The sequence below is a fragment of the Meridianimarinicoccus sp. MJW13 genome (assembly GCF_014901205.1).
GTDB lineage: Bacteria > Pseudomonadota > Alphaproteobacteria > Rhodobacterales > Rhodobacteraceae > Meridianimarinicoccus.
In genome coordinates this window covers 36031-50768 of sequence record NZ_JACNMU010000010.1, presented here as the reverse complement: position 1 = coordinate 50768, position 14738 = coordinate 36031, and the positions used below count along the sequence as shown (strand labels likewise).

14 protein-coding genes are annotated in these 14738 nt (G+C 63.9%); 7 read left to right on the top strand and 7 right to left on the bottom strand.

Features of this window, described 5'->3' with window-relative positions; genetic code table 11:
- The first annotated feature begins 3 nt into the window (after window positions 1-3).
- The 4 genes from H8B03_RS16950 to H8B03_RS16935 all read left to right on the top strand — a co-directional run bounded on the left by H8B03_RS16950 (window position 4) and on the right by H8B03_RS16935 (window position 2616).
- Window positions 4-516 carry an LptA/OstA family protein gene (locus H8B03_RS16950; RefSeq protein WP_193143088.1) on the top strand — a complete coding sequence of 171 codons (513 nt, stop codon included), beginning with the start codon at window positions 4-6 and terminating at the stop codon, window positions 514-516.
- A gap of 56 nt (window positions 517-572) precedes the next feature.
- Complete coding sequence (gene lptB, locus H8B03_RS16945) at window positions 573-1295, top strand: LPS export ABC transporter ATP-binding protein (RefSeq protein ID WP_193143218.1); 723 nt, start codon at window positions 573-575, stop codon at window positions 1293-1295.
- 236 nt (window positions 1296-1531) lie between these two features.
- Window positions 1532-2110, top strand: coding sequence for a ribosome hibernation-promoting factor, HPF/YfiA family (hpf, locus tag H8B03_RS16940; protein WP_193143087.1), 579 nt, complete (start codon window positions 1532-1534; stop codon window positions 2108-2110).
- Window positions 2111-2151: 41 nt separating this feature from the next.
- The gene (locus H8B03_RS16935; RefSeq protein WP_193143086.1) at window positions 2152-2616 is read left to right on the top strand and encodes a PTS sugar transporter subunit IIA; all 465 of its coding nucleotides are present in this window, start codon (window positions 2152-2154) and stop codon (window positions 2614-2616) included.
- Between the two features lie 78 nt (window positions 2617-2694).
- On the opposite strand, the gene galU is transcribed toward H8B03_RS16935, so the two are convergent.
- From galU to H8B03_RS16915, 4 genes are all read right to left on the bottom strand, one after another.
- The gene (gene galU / locus H8B03_RS16930; RefSeq protein WP_193143085.1) at window positions 2695-3588 is read right to left on the bottom strand and encodes a UTP--glucose-1-phosphate uridylyltransferase GalU; all 894 of its coding nucleotides are present in this window, start codon (window positions 3586-3588) and stop codon (window positions 2695-2697) included.
- 203 nt (window positions 3589-3791) lie between these two features.
- Window positions 3792-4586, bottom strand: coding sequence for a 3-deoxy-manno-octulosonate cytidylyltransferase (locus tag H8B03_RS16925; RefSeq protein WP_193143084.1), 795 nt, complete (start codon window positions 4584-4586; stop codon window positions 3792-3794).
- Between the two features lie 6 nt (window positions 4587-4592).
- On the bottom strand, window positions 4593-5390 hold the full coding sequence (gene cysQ, locus H8B03_RS16920) for a 3'(2'),5'-bisphosphate nucleotidase CysQ (protein WP_193143083.1): 798 nt from the start codon (window positions 5388-5390) through the stop codon (window positions 4593-4595).
- A 101-nt stretch (window positions 5391-5491) separates the two neighbouring features.
- Window positions 5492-6094, bottom strand: coding sequence for an alpha-ketoglutarate-dependent dioxygenase AlkB (locus tag H8B03_RS16915; protein ID WP_193143082.1), 603 nt, complete (start codon window positions 6092-6094; stop codon window positions 5492-5494).
- A 214-nt stretch (window positions 6095-6308) separates the two neighbouring features.
- On the opposite strand from H8B03_RS16915, the gene dnaK reads away from it, so the two are divergent.
- The 3 genes from dnaK (at window position 6309) to radC (ending at window position 10266) form a co-directional block, all read left to right on the top strand.
- A complete protein-coding gene (gene dnaK, locus H8B03_RS16910; protein ID WP_193143081.1) occupies window positions 6309-8225 on the top strand; it encodes a molecular chaperone DnaK in 1917 nt (638 codons plus the stop codon).
- Between the two features lie 74 nt (window positions 8226-8299).
- The gene (gene dnaJ / locus H8B03_RS16905; RefSeq protein ID WP_193143080.1) at window positions 8300-9451 is read left to right on the top strand and encodes a molecular chaperone DnaJ; all 1152 of its coding nucleotides are present in this window, start codon (window positions 8300-8302) and stop codon (window positions 9449-9451) included.
- 44 nt (window positions 9452-9495) lie between these two features.
- A complete protein-coding gene (gene radC / locus H8B03_RS16900; protein ID WP_193143079.1) occupies window positions 9496-10266 on the top strand; it encodes a DNA repair protein RadC in 771 nt (256 codons plus the stop codon).
- Between the two features lie 47 nt (window positions 10267-10313).
- On the opposite strand, the gene H8B03_RS16895 is transcribed toward radC, so the two are convergent.
- The 3 genes from H8B03_RS16895 to H8B03_RS16885 form a co-directional block, all read right to left on the bottom strand.
- Window positions 10314-11585 (bottom strand): lytic murein transglycosylase, encoded by a 1272-nt coding sequence (locus tag H8B03_RS16895; protein ID WP_193143078.1) that lies wholly within the window; start codon window positions 11583-11585, stop codon window positions 10314-10316.
- A gap of 76 nt (window positions 11586-11661) precedes the next feature.
- A complete protein-coding gene (gene rnr / locus H8B03_RS16890; RefSeq protein ID WP_193143077.1) occupies window positions 11662-13923 on the bottom strand; it encodes a ribonuclease R in 2262 nt (753 codons plus the stop codon).
- A 198-nt stretch (window positions 13924-14121) separates the two neighbouring features.
- Window positions 14122-14733 carry a TIGR04282 family arsenosugar biosynthesis glycosyltransferase gene (locus H8B03_RS16885; protein ID WP_226926081.1) on the bottom strand — a complete coding sequence of 204 codons (612 nt, stop codon included), beginning with the start codon at window positions 14731-14733 and terminating at the stop codon, window positions 14122-14124.
- Window positions 14734-14738 lie beyond the last annotated feature (5 nt).

Here is a 14738-nt window from a genome sequence, read left to right as displayed (position 1 = left end):
ACCATGCGACGACATTTTCGGATCATCCTGGGCCTGGTCGCCTTGTGCCTGGCGCAGCCCGTTGCGGCACAGACCAGCGTTGCCACGGGCGGGTTCCGCAATGCCGATCCCGATGCGCCGGTCGAGGTCACTTCGGATCAGCTTGATCTGACCCGCGACGCCGGCACCGCGCTGTTCACCGGCAACGTGGTGGCGGTGCAGGGCGACATGCGGCTGTCGGCGCAATGGGTTCTGGTGGAATACGTGGTGCTGGAAGACGGCTCTCTGGGCAGCGACATCAAGACCATCACCGCGCGCGACGACGTGCTGCTGGTGACCCCCGAAGAAGCCGCCGAGGGCGACGAGGCGATCTATACCCCCCTGTCCAACGAGGTTGTGATGACCGGCAACGTGCTGCTGACCCAGGGCGCCAACACCGTCGCCGGAGAACGGCTGGTGGTCGATCTGGAAACCGGCATCGGGCAGGTCGCGGGGCGGGTGCGCACAATCCTGCAGCCCCAGGACGAACAGCCGTGATCGCGCCCCGTTCGGCGCGAACGCCCGACCCGCAGTTGGAAGTGAGCGACGGCGGCATGGGTCTGCACGTGGTCGGCCTGCGCAAAAGCTATCGCAAGCGGCCGGTGATCCGCGATGTTTCGCTGGATCTGAAGCGCGGCGAGGTCGTGGCCCTTCTGGGGCCGAACGGCTCGGGCAAGACCACCTGTTTCTACTCCATCGCCGGGCTGGTGACGCCCGAAGGCGGGCAGGTCATCCTGGACGGCCAGGACGTGACGCTGCTGCCGATGTATCGCCGCGCCCGCATGGGAATCGGGTACCTGCCGCAGGAGGTCAGCATCTTTCGCGGGCTGAACGTGGAAGACAACATCCTGTCGATTCTCGAGATTGCCACGCCCGACCGCACCACGCGGCGCGAGCGGCTGGAAGAGCTTCTGTCGGAATTCTCTATCGAGCACCTGCGCCGGTCCCGCGCCCTGTCCCTGTCGGGGGGCGAACGCCGGCGCGTCGAGATCGCGCGCTGCCTGGCCGCCGATCCCCGGTACGTGCTGATGGACGAACCCTTTGCCGGGGTCGATCCCATCGCCGTGGGCGACATCCGGGCGCTGGTTTCACAACTGAAAACCCGCGGAATCGGCGTGCTGATCACCGATCACAATGTCCGCGAGACTTTGGAAATCGTCGACCGTGCCTATATACTTCATGACGGCAAGGTTCTGATGAGCGGATCGACCGAAGACGTGGTTCAGAACGAAAATGTCCGCCGGGTCTATCTGGGAGAAGGATTCCGCATTGATTGAGTTTTGGCCCGCAAGAGAAGGGTTTTCGAGCGAAGTTTGACTTGGGGTAAAGTCGTACCGCCACAGGTCCGATATGCTTCATCTTGCTTGCCTCGCGCCTTGGATCCGACCAAAGTTGTCGGGTCCCCTAACCGGGTCGCAGTCAGTTTTGACACTGGCATTCACAGTTCCTTAACCAGCCGGGCGATAGCCCTGTTGCACCGGGAACCGGGATGCCGCAACGCACTGGAGGTAACATGCGTTATCAGATCACCGGGAAACAAATCGACATTGGCGATGCGCTGCAAACCTATGTGAAGACCGAAATGTCGGGCCTTCTGGAAAAGTATGCCGAACGTCCGACCGATGCGGTGATCGTCTTCTCCAAGAACGCTCAGGAGTTTCAATGTGAAGCGACCATTCACCTGTCGACCGGGCTGACGGTACAGGCGAAGGCCCACGCCTTCGACATCTACCCCGCGTTCGATTCCTGCGGCGAGAAGATGGAAAAGCAGTTGCGCCGTTACAAGCGCCGCCTGAAAGACCACCACAAGGATCGTCAACAACCGGTTGATGTAATCGGCGGTTCGTCCTATGTGATCGCGGCGGATGACAGCCCCGAAGACTCGGAGCCCGACTCGCTGACCCCGGTCATCATCGCCGAGATGCAAACCCGCATCCCGTCGATCTCGGTGGGCGAAGCGGTGATGCAGATGGAACTGGCCGAGGCGCCGGTGCTGGTGTTCCGCAATGAAGGTACGGATGGTGTAAACGTCGTGTACCGTCGCGAGGACGGCAATATCGGCTGGATCGAGCCCAGCACCGCCCCCGCGTGACACCAGAGACCGCCCAGCAGCGGGAAGGACAAGCCCAAGGCATGACTCTAGGATCCCTACTGAACCCCGAGGCCGTGAAGGTGGTTGCTGGCATGTCCAGCAAGAAGAAACTCCTTCGCGATCTCAGTGATCTTTCGGCGTCCGTTTATGGGTTGTGCCCGGATGATGCGGTCGATGCCCTGCTGGACAGGGAAAGCATCGGCCCGACCGGCGTGGGGGGTGGCATCGCCCTTCCCCATGCCCGCATGGACGGTCTGGACAAGGTTGTCGGCGTCTTCATGAAGCTGGAACGCCCCTTGCCGTTCGATTCGGTCGATCATCAGCCGGTGGATCTGGTCTTTGCGTTGTTCGCACCGGAAAACAGCGGCGTTCAGCACCTCAAGGCGCTGGCCGTCGTGTCGCGGGCGCTGCGCAATCCCAAGATCCAGGCGCAGCTGCGTGCCAACGACGACCCGTCGATCCTTTACACGATCCTGGCGGGCGCCGAGGAATCCAAGGCCGCCTGACGCGCAAGCACAGCCCTGACACAGGAAAACCGCCGCGGATCCCACGGCGGTTTTTTCATGTTCGGCGATGCAGCGGTGTTATTCGGCGGCGCTGCGGATGGCGAGGTATTCGTGCAGGAAGGCACGGAATTCATCGCCCAGCTCTTCCCGGGCCAGACCGAAGGCGACCGTTGCCTGCAGGAAGCCCGCTTTCGAACCGCAGTCGAATCGCTGACCGTTGAACCGGTGGCCGTGCACGCCTTCGGCGGTGTTGATCTGTGCCGCGATGGCATCGGTCAGCTGGATCTCGCCCCCGGCGCCCGTCTTCATCTCGTTCAGGCTGTCCAGAACCGCCGGCGACAGGATGTATCGGCCGATGACCGCCAGGTTCGACGGCGCGTTCTCGGCCTTGGGCTTTTCGACCATGCCTTTCACCGACACGGTTGCGTCCTTGTCGTCGGCCACGTCCAGCACCCCGTAGGACGAAATCTTCTCGTGCGGCACTTCCATGGCCGCGACCATGCAACCGCCGGTGTTCTCATAGGCATCGACCATCTGCTTCAGGCAGGGGGTTTCACTGTCGATCACATCGTCGGGCAGCAGCACGGCAAAGGGCTCGTCCCCGATCAGGCGGCGGGCACACCAGACCGCGTGGCCCAGCCCCAACGCCTCGCGCTGGCGCACGTAAGAGATCGCACCGGATGGCATGTCAGTCTTGTGCAGCGCCTTCAGCAGCTTGGTCTTGCCCTTTTCCTTCAAGGTCTGCTCCAGCAGTGGGGCGCCGTCGAAATAGTCCTCAAGCGCGGATTTCCCGCGTGAGGTCACGAAGATGAAGTCGGTGATGCCCGCGGCGCGTGCCTCGTCGATCGCGTACTGGATCAACGGCTGGTCCACCAGAGTCATGATTTCCTTGGGGATCGATTTCGTTGCCGGCAGGAACCTTGTTCCCATTCCGGCCACCGGAAACACGGCTTTGGTGACCTTACGCGTCATAGCTATACCCATTCCTCTACTTTCACGACCGCGTGCAAATGATGACCTGCGGCCCGCCCCGTTGCAAGTTCGGCACTCCCGACCCGGCAAGGGACTACTTTGCTTTTATGACAACTTTCTGCAGCTGCACGACCAAATTGAAACTCCGCGTCAACGCGACGCCCTTTTCCGGCCGGCACCCACAGGACGGACAAGACCCGACGCTATCCAATCAATTTAAGCATGGATTCGATCCGCGGAACATCCTCTGGGTTGTTTAACTCCCAAAAGGCGCGGCCCCGGCCTTCGACCTCGACACACAGCACCGGCCAGCCGTTTTCGATAAAACGCAACTGCTCCAGCCCCTCCAGCGCCTCAAGCCGCCCTTCGGGCATCTGGCCATAGGCGGTCAAGGCATCGGGGCGATAGGCGTAGCAGCCCACGTGGTGAAACACCGGGGTCGGTGCCGCATCGGCATAGTCGGCCGAGGTGTAGGGAATGACTTCCTTCGAGAAATACAGCGCCCGGTGGGTGCGGTCGAAGACCGCCGTGGTGCCGCCGACCCGCCCGGCCCGGCGATCGGCCAGAAACCCCGACAGGGCCGCGCCGTCACAGCGCAGCACCGGCGTCGCCACCTTGAAATCGGGTGCGGCCTGAAGGCCCGCGACCAGATCCTCGACGAACCAGGCAGGCGTCAGCGGCGCATCGCCTTGCAGGTTGACCACGATCTCGGCCCCGCCGCCCATCCGCTCCAGCGCATCGGCGCAGCGTTCGGTGCCATTGGCGCAGCTTTCGGCGGTCATCACCACCTCGGCGCCAAAGGCCTCCGCCGCGGCGCGAATGCGGTCGTCATCGGTGGCAACCACCACACGGTCGATGCCCGATACTGCCGAGGCGGCTTCCCACGATCTTTGGATCAGGCTTTTGGCGCTGCCGTCAGGCCCGCGCAGCAGGACAAGCGGTTTGCCGGGATAACGGGTCGACGCATAGCGGGCCGGAATGACGATGACGACGGACATGGGCGATCAGGCTTCCTTCAACTCGACACCCGGCGCATGGGCGATGAAGAATGGATTCTCATACCCCGGTTTACCATAGGTGAACGGGGCATGGTTATCGAAACGGATCATCTTGCCGCCCGCGCCCATCAACACCGCCTGCCCGGCGGCGGTGTCCCATTCCATCGTGCGGCCCAGGCGCGGATAGATGTCCGCCTCGCCGGTGGCCACAAGGCACAGCTTCAACGACGAGCCCGCGCTTTTCATGTCGGCCACGTTGTACTTGGCGATATAGTCGTCGGTGGCCTGATCACGGTGGCTTTTCGACGCCACAACCAGCAGCGCGGCATTGTCCGGGGTCTTGACCGACACCTCGGTCACCGCGCCCTTGGTGTCCTTGGCGAAAGGCGCGGTTTCCTCGACTGTCTTGCCGCTGGCATCGGTGTAGAACAGGCGATCCTTGGCCGGCGCATAGACCACGCCCCGGATCGGCACACCATTTTCCACGTAGGCGATGTTCACGGTGAAATCGCCGCGACGCTTGACGAATTCCTTGGTGCCATCCAGCGGATCGACGATCAGGAAGCTGGACGCGGATTCGGTGTGCGAGGCGGCCTGTTCCTCGGTCACCAGCAGCACATCGGGGAAAGCGGCCCGCAACCCGGCCGAGATCAGCGCATCGGCGGCCTCGTCGGCTTCGGTCACCGGACTGTCGTCGGATTTCGCCTTCACGTCGAAATCCTCGCGCCCATAGATCTCCATGATCACATCGCCGGCTTCCAGGGCCAGGCGGCGCATTTCCGTTTCCAGTTTACCAAAATCCATGAGTACCACTCCACGCTGTCTACTGGCCCCTTTTTCCCCGCGTTTGCGCCAACGACAAGCGCGGACTGCGGGTTTGGGCGCATTCGGCGCAGCATCGCGGCTCAGGTCACAACGCGCAAGGTCAGGTTGAGCCGACCCCCCTGCGCCAACAGCGGAGAACTGCCGAAGCGGATGCGGTCGACGCCGTGATAGGCCAGCCGCCCTGCCCCCTGCAGGATCGCAACGTCGCCCGATTTCATCCAGACCGAACGCGTCCTGCCGCCGCGCGTGGTCCCGCCCACCCGGAACAGCCCGTCGTCGCCCAGCGAGATCGACAGCACCGGCTGGGTCAGATCGGCCTCGTCACGATCCTGATGCAGGCCCATGCGCGCGCCCTCGCCGTAGAAATTCACAAGACAGCTTTCAGGCGCGCGGGCCTTGGGCAGCAGATCGGACCACACCTGCAGCAGCACGTCGGGGATCGGCGGCCAGTCGGTGCCGCCGGGATGCCGCGCGGCATAGCGATAGCCCTGCCGGTCACTGATCCAGCCGAATTTTCCTGCCGCGGTCATCCGCACCGACAGCGGCTGGCCACGCGGCGTCATGTGCCGCATCAAGGGGGCGGCGGCACAGACCCTGCGCACCTCTGCAACAAGGTCTGCTTGTGCCTTGGGGTCCAGATGGCCGGGCAACAGGCGCACCCCGTTCAGATCCAGTTCGGGCATTTTAGTCCCCTCCGCGCCATTTCCCTGCAGTTTGGCCGCAAATTTCCCCGCATTCACGGGTTTTCCTGCGCCATGGGTCGCTTGCAGCCCAAAGACTCGCCACCTATATACTGCCCAGTCAGCCGGGATATCCCGGCATCATGTTAGGGATCGGGGACAGGCGCCACGTCTCGGGCCGTCCCCAAACATCGCCAAAGTAAGAAGGTACATACACATGGCCAAAGTGATCGGTATCGACCTCGGGACCACCAACTCTTGCGTCGCTATCATGGATGGGTCGCAAGCCCGCGTTATTGAAAACGCCGAAGGTGCCCGCACCACCCCGTCTATCGTTGCATTCACCGAAAATGAACGTCTTGCTGGCCAGCCGGCCAAGCGCCAGGCCGTCACCAACCCCGACAACACCATCTTCGGTGTGAAGCGTATGATCGGGCGCCGGTTCGACGACGAGAACCTGAAGAAAGACATGAAGAACCTGCCATTCACCGTGATCAACGGTGGCAACGGCGACGCATGGGTCGAAGCCCGTGGCGAGAAATATTCCCCCAGCCAGATCTCGGCCTTCATCCTGCAGAAGATGAAAGAGACCGCCGAAAGCTATCTGGGCGAGGAAGTGACCCAGGCGGTCATCACCGTCCCGGCCTATTTCAACGACGCCCAGCGTCAGGCCACCAAGGATGCCGGCAAGATCGCCGGTCTGGAAGTGCTGCGGATCATCAACGAACCGACCGCCGCGGCCCTGGCCTATGGTCTGGACAAGAAAGAAGCCAAAACCATCGCGGTCTATGACCTTGGCGGCGGTACTTTCGACGTGACCATCCTGGAAATCGACGACGGGTTGTTCGAAGTGAAATCCACCAACGGGGATACGTTCCTGGGCGGTGAAGACTTCGACATGCGGATCGTGAACTATCTTGCCGATCAGTTCAAAAAGGAAAACGGCGTCGATCTTACCAAGGACAAGATGGCCCTGCAGCGTCTGAAGGAAGCTGCCGAGAAAGCCAAGATCGAACTGTCGTCCTCCAGCCAGACCGAGATCAACCAGCCGTTCATCTCGATGGACCCGAACGGCGGCCAGCCGCTGCACATGGTGATGAAGCTGACCCGCGCCAAGCTGGAAAGCCTTGTCGGCGATCTGATCAAGGCCTCGATGAAGCCGTGCCAGGCCGCGCTGAAAGACGCCGGTCTGTCGACCTCGGACATCGACGAGGTGGTTCTGGTCGGCGGCATGACCCGGATGCCGAAGGTCATGGAAGAAGTGACCAAGTTCTTCGGCAAGGAGCCGCACAAGGGTGTGAACCCCGATGAGGTTGTCGCCATGGGTGCCGCCATTCAGGCCGGTGTTCTGCAGGGCGACGTCAAGGACGTGGTTCTGCTGGACGTGACCCCGCTGTCGCTGGGCATCGAAACCCTGGGCGGTGTCTTCACCCGCCTGATCGACCGCAACACCACGATCCCGACGAAGAAGTCGCAGGTCTTCTCGACCGCCGAGGACAACCAGAACGCGGTGACCATCCGCGTGTTCCAGGGCGAGCGTGAAATGGCGGCCGACAACAAGATGCTGGCCCAGTTCAACCTGGAAGACATCCCGCCGGCACCGCGTGGTCTGCCCCAGATCGAAGTGACCTTCGACATCAACGCCGACGGCATCGTTGCGGTCAGCGCCAAGGACAAGGGCACCGGCAAGGAGCAGAACATCACGATCCAGGCGTCCGGCGGTCTGTCCGACGACGAGATCGACCAGATGGTCCGCGACGCCGAGGCCAATGCCGAGGCCGACAAAGAGCGCAAGGACGTGGTCGAGGCCAAGAACCAGGCCGAAAGCCTCATCCACTCGACCAAGAAGTCGCTGGAAGAGCATACCGACAAGGTCGATCCGACCACGGTCGAGGCGATCGAACTGGCCATTGGCGCGCTTGAGGAAGCCCTGGAAACCGAAGACGCGGGCAAGATCCGTTCGGGCATCCAGAACGTGACCGAAGCCTCGATGAAGCTGGGCGAAGCGATCTACAAGGCGCAGCAGGAACAGTCCGGCGAAGCGGCTCCGGAAGGGGCCGACGAACCCTCGGGCGTGGACGACGATATCGTCGACGCCGACTTCGAGGATCTGGACAACAACAAGCGCGGTTAAGCGCCATGTGACACCTGGACCGGTCCTGCCTTTCGGGTGGGGCCGGTCCTGTGTTGTGAAAGAGGACTGCGCATATGGCAAAACGCGACTACTACGACGTTCTCGGGGTCGCGCGCGGCGCATCGGCGGACGAAATCAAGAAGGCCTATCGCAAGAAGGCCAAGGAATTTCACCCCGACCGGAATACCGGCGACCCGAATGCCGAGGGCAAGTTCAAGGAAGCCGCCGAGGCTTACGAGGTTCTGAAGGACGCCGAGAAAAAGGCGGCCTATGACCGGTTTGGCCATGCAGCCTTCGAGGGCGGCATGGGCGGCGGCGGTCCGCGTGGCGGGCATCCCGGCGGGCAGGGCGATTTCGCCTCGGCCTTTTCGGACGTGTTCGACGATCTGTTCGGCGATTTCATGGGCGGCGGCGGACGTGGCGGCGGACGCCAGCGTGCCGCGCGCGGGGCAGACCTGCGCTATAACCTGCGGATCTCGCTGGAGGACGCTTATCGCGGCCTGCAAAAGACCATCACCGTCCCCACCGCCGTGACCTGCGGATCGTGCAGCGGCACCGGGGCCGAGGGCGGTGCCGAGCCGGTGACCTGTCCGACCTGCTCGGGCATGGGCAAGGTGCGGGCGCAACAAGGGTTCTTCACCGTTGAACGCACCTGCCCGACCTGTTCCGGGCTTGGCCAGATCATCAAGAACCCCTGCGCGACCTGCCACGGACAAGGCCGGACCGAGAAGGAACGTGCGCTTTCGGTGAACATTCCTGCCGGCGTCGAAACCGGCACCCGCATTCGCCTTGCCGGCGAGGGCGAGGCCGGAATGCGCGGCGGGCCCACGGGTGACTTGTACATCTTCATCGAGGTGGCCGAGCACAACCTGTTCCAGCGCGACGGCGTGAACCTGTATTGCCGCGTGCCGGTGCCGATGACGACCGCGGCCCTGGGCGGCGATGTCGAAGTGCCCACCATCGACGGCGGCCGCAGCCGGGTGAAAGTGCCCGCCGGCAGCCAGTCGGGCCGGCAGATGCGTCTGCGCAGCAAAGGCATGCCCGCGTTGCGTGGCGGTGGACAGGGCGACATGTTCATCGAGATGGCCATCGAAACCCCGGTCAACCTGACCTCAAAGCAGAAAGCGCTGCTGAAGGAATTCGAAGGGCTGTCTGCCGACAACCATCCCGAGGCCGACAGTTTCTTCGGCAAGGTCAAGGGCTTCTGGGACAGCATGAAAAGCTGACCCGTTAAGACAAACTTTATCCATGGGCGCGAAATCTGGTGCCCATGGAGACCCCTGACGCCTTTCGCGAACCCGTTCTGCCGCTGGATGGTCCCGCCACGCCGGTGACGGCAGTGGTCGGATCGTGCAAACAACCCTCTTACATCCGCGAACATCGCAAACGACTTCGCCAACGGTTTCTGGACGGTGGCCCCAAGGCCGTGCCGGACTATGAATTGCTGGAATTGATGCTGTTCCGGGCCTTGCCGCGTGTCGATGTAAAGCCCATCGCCCACGCGCTGCTCAAGACCTTCGGCGATCTCACCCACGTGCTTGCGGCCCCGCCTGAACGGTTGACAGAGGTGCAAGGCGTAGGTGCCTCGGTGGTGCTGGAGTTTGCCCTCAGCCGCGAGGTTGCGGCACGGCTGGCCCGTTCCAAGGTGCTGGATCGCGAGGTTCTGTCCAGTTGGTCGGCGCTGCTGGACTATTGCCACACGACCATGTCGCACAGCCAGGTCGAACAGTTCCGGGTGCTCTATCTGGATCGCAAGAACACGCTGATCGCGGACGAGGAACAGGCGCAAGGCACCGTCGATCACGTGCCGGTCTACCCGCGCGAGGTGATGAAACGGGCGTTGCAACTGAACGCCACGGCACTGATCCTTGTGCACAACCATCCCTCGGGCGATCCGACCCCGTCACAGGCCGATATCACCATGACCGAGCGCATCGATCATGCGGCTTCGGTGCTGGGCCTGACCCTGCATGACCATGTGATCATCGGAAAATCGCGCGAGTTGAGCTTTCGCGCCGAAGGCCTGCTGGACCAATTCTGAACGCGGGGCCTGCGGGCCGGGGGGTGAACCGGCCTGCAGGCCTGTGTCTAGCGCAGCGTTTTCAACAGCTCTACCGACGCATAGCCATCGGGCACCAGACCGGCCGATTTCTGATAGTCCCGGATCGCGTCGATGGTGTTGGGGCCGATCAGGCCATCGACACCGCCGGTGGAATAGCCCGCCGCGCTCAGCCGCTGTTGCAGCTCCTTGCGCTCGGACAGCCGCAGCGTGCGGTCACCGCGTGGCCAACTGGCGATGAAATCGGGCTTGCCCTTGATCCGGTCGCTCAGGTGGCCCACGGCGATGACATAGCTGTCAGCGGCGTTGTAGCGTTCGATCACGTTGAAATTCTTGAAGATCATGAAGGCCGGTCCCTGCGACCCGGCGGGCAGCAGGATCGAGGCGCGGCCATGGTTCGGCACCGGCTGGCCATCCATGCCACGCACCCCCAGCGCCGCCCATTGCCGGGGCGTTTTCGCCGTGCCGTGGCCTGCCATCCCATAGTTGAACACACTGGGCAGGCGCACCTCGACCCCCCAGGGCTGGCCCTTTTTCCAGCCGAAACGGCTGAGATAGGCAGCGGTAGAGGCCAGCGCGTCGGTGGGATCGTTCGACCAGATATCGCGCTTGCCGTCACCGCTGAAATCCACCGCATAGGCCAGATACGAGGTGGGGATGAACTGCGTGTGCCCCATCGCCCCGGCCCAGCTTCCGATCATGTTGCGCGGTGCCACGTCCCCGGCCTGCAAGATCTTCAGCGACGCAATCAGCTGTTCTTCAAAGAAGTTCCCGCGCCGCCCGTCATAGGCCAGTGTCGCCAGCGCCTCGACCACATCGTTGTTGCCCCGATAGGTGCCATAGGCACTTTCCAACCCCCAGATCGCGACGACAACCTCGGCCTCGACATCGTATTTCCGTTCGATCGCGGCCAGTGTCTGCTGGTACTTGCGATAGGCCGCGCGACCGTTGTTGATCCGGGCATTGGAAACCGCGCTGTCAAGGTATTCCCACAGCGCCTTGGTGAACTCCGACTGGTTGCGGTCGCGCGAGATCACATTGGTGTTGTACCGGATGCCGCTGAAGGCGGCGTTCAGCGTCTGATCCGAAATGCCCTGCGCACGGGCGCGGGACCGGAACCCGTTGAGCCAACGTTCAAAGCCCAGATTGCTGACGGAAACAGATGTCACGTTGCTGACCTCGGGTCGCAGCACAGGCCGCGGAGAAACATTGGCCGCCTGGCTGACCAGCGCGGATTCCGCAACCAGCGCCGTGGCGGTCAAACTGAAGACGACGGGTAGTAACTGCTTGAAAAACCTCATGGGGATCCCCTGTTCGAAACCCAGTATGTAGTGTTTTGAACGAAAGGTAGCGCAATTGGTGGTTTCCGGCTAGGGGTCAGCGTCGTGTGCGGGCAACCTTTCGCTTGGTCTTGGCGGCCTTCGCCTTTGCCTTGCCGACCTTGCGCTTGACCGGCTTGCCGCGTCCGCCGTAGCTCCGGCCGCTGCGCGGCAGCGCCTTGCCCTCAACCTCCAGCAGTTCCAGCCCGATGGCGCCGGTCAGTCCTTCGGCCTCGGCCAGGCGGACAATGACCCGCTGGCCCAGCCCCAGCACAACGCCGGTGTCCGACCCCATCAGGGTCTGGCTTTCGGGATCATAGTGGAAGAACTCCGCGCCCAGCGTGCGCACCGGCACCAGCCCGTCGGCGCCGGTGTCATCCATGCGGATGAACAGCCCGAATTTCGCCACGCCCGAGATCCGGCCCGCGACCTCGGTTCCGACCCGTTCCGACAGATAGGCGGCCAGGTAGCGGTCGGTGGTGTCGCGTTCGGCCAGCATCGAGCGCCGCTCGGTGTCCGAGATCTGCTTGGCGGTTTCTTCAAGGTTTTCTTCATCCTCGGGCGTCAGCCCGTCCTTGCCCCAGCCATGCGCCGAAATCAGGCCGCGATGCACGATCAGGTCCGCATAGCGCCGGATCGGCGAGGTGAAATGCGCGTACTTCTTCAGGGCCAGCCCGAAGTGCCCGAAATTCTCGGGGTTGTAATAAGCCTGCGTCATCGACCGCAGCGTGGTCATGCTGACCAGCTCGCTCTCGTCGGTACCGGCGGCCTGTTCCAGAAGGCGGTTCAGGTGCCGGGTTTGCAGGACCTGCCCCTTGGCCAGCGTGAAGCCCGCCGCCTGCACGGTTTCGCGCAGGGATTCCAGCTTTTCGGGGCTGGGCTCCTCGTGGACGCGGAACAGAAGCGGGCGGCGCTTGGCCACCAGCGTTTCAGCGGCGCAGACATTGGCGAGGATCATGAATTCCTCGATCAACCGGTGCGCGTCAAAGCGGGGCCGGAAGGCGACCGAGGCGACCTTGCCATCCTCGCCCAACACGATCCGGCGTTCGGGCAGGTCCAGTTCCAGCGGCTGGCGACGCTCCCGCGCCTTGCGGACGGCGGCATAGGCGGCATAGAGCGGGCGGATGATGGTGCTCATCATCGGCGTGATGCGGCCCGAAGGCTCGCCATCCATCGCCGCCTGCACCTCGTCATAGGTCAGCGACGCGGCCGAACGCATCATGGCGCGGGTGAAGCGGTGGCCGATCTTCTCTCCTTCTGCATCCAGCTGCATCCGCACGGCAATGCAGGGGCGCGGCACATCCTCGTGCAAGGAACACAGATCGCCCGACAGCCGGTCGGGCAGCATCGGCACCACCCGGTCGGGGAAATAGCTGGAGTTGCCGCGCTTGCGGGCCTCGCGGTCCAGTGTGCTGCCCGGTGTGACGTAATGGGCCACATCAGCGATGGCGACCCAGACCACATGGCCGCCGGGGTTGTTGGGGTCGCCGTCGGCCTCGGCATAGACCGCATCGTCATGGTCGCGCGCATCGGCCGGGTCGATGGTCACCAGCGGCAGGTCGCGCAGATCCTCGCGCTTGCCCAGCGGCGCGGGCTTGGCGGCATCGGCGGCGGCGATCACCTCATCGGGGAAAGCATCGGGAATGCCATGTTCGTGAATGGCGATCAGCGACACCGCCCGCGGCGCGCTGGGGTCGCCCAGCCGGGAAACGATCCGCGCCGACGGCAGGCCCAGCCGGGTGCGCGGTCCGGCCTGCTCGCCCTCGACCAGTTCGCCATCCTTGGCGCCATGGGTGGCACCGGGGGCGACGCGGTATTCCTTGTCGGATTTCTTGTCGATGGGCAGGATGCGCCCGCCTTCGGCCCCCTTGCGAAAGATGCCCAGAATGCGCAGCGGGTTGGTGCCGATGCGCCGGATCAGACGCGCTTCATAGGCGTGAGGCTGATCCTCGATCTTGGCCAGGCGGGCGAGGATGCGGTCGCCTTCCCCCAGTGCCGGTTCGCCGCCGCGCGGGATAAACAGCACCTTCGGCTCCGGCCCCTCGCCATGCCATTCCAGCGGCCGGGCGAAAAGGTCGCCCTCGGCGCCCACCGGCAGGATCTGCAACACACTGACCGGCGGCAGGCGATCCGGGTCGCGATAGGTCTTGCGGCGCTTTTCCAGGTGTCCCTCGGCCTCAAGTTCGCGCAGCAGCGCCTTGAGCGGGATACGATCGGCCCCCTTGATGCCAAAGGCACGGGCGATGTCGCGTTTCGAACTCTGCGTGGGATGGGCGGCGATCCAGTCGAGGATCTCGTCCCTGGAGGGGATACGTGTCATGAGGCTGGACTAGCACGGGCATCGGCGCGCGTCACCGGGAAAGGGCGTGCTCCCGCCGCCGCGGTGCGTTTCGAAGAAACGCGTGCGGCGTTGGGCCGGGCTGAGTCGCTGCGCGACTCAGCAGGTCGGCTGTGGAGGTGTCTGAGGGACGCTTGTGCGTCTCAGACACCCGTTCAAGGATGTTTTGGGAGCAGCGCGTCAAGGACAGGCCGCGCGGGGCGCGCGGTCGCTGCGCGATCCTTGACCCGCGGCGGCAAGGGCGCGCAGATCCCGCAGCGTGTCCACATCGCGCAGGCACGCCAGTCGGGCGATGCGGTGGTCGGGCAGAGTGGCGAGGGTGTCGGACAGTGCGTGTTCGCTGGACCAGCGCACCCCGTCGAACAGCCCCGGCGGCACCGGGCGGCGGCGCGCCAGGCCGATCAGCCAATAGCCGCCGTCCTGTGCCGGGCCGAACACCGCATCGTGGTCGCCCAACGCCCGGAAACCATCGCGGACAAGGGCCGGTGTGATCCCCGGAATATCGGCCCCGACGATCAGCACCGGACCGGGCGGCAGGGCGCGGAATATCCGGCCCATGCGGTCACCCAGATCGCCCCGCCCCTGCGGCCAGCGCGGCAGGTCAGCAGGCCAGATGCGGCTGCGCAACCCTTCGCGATCCGGGGCGACAGCCAGGATCATCTGCCAACGCGGATCGCGCAGGTTGCGCAGCAGGCGTGCGGTCTGATGCCGGAACCACCAGGCGGCGGCGGTTGCCCCGATCCCGGCGGCCAGACGGGTCTTGACGCGACCCGGTCGCGGCTCTTTCACCATGACCA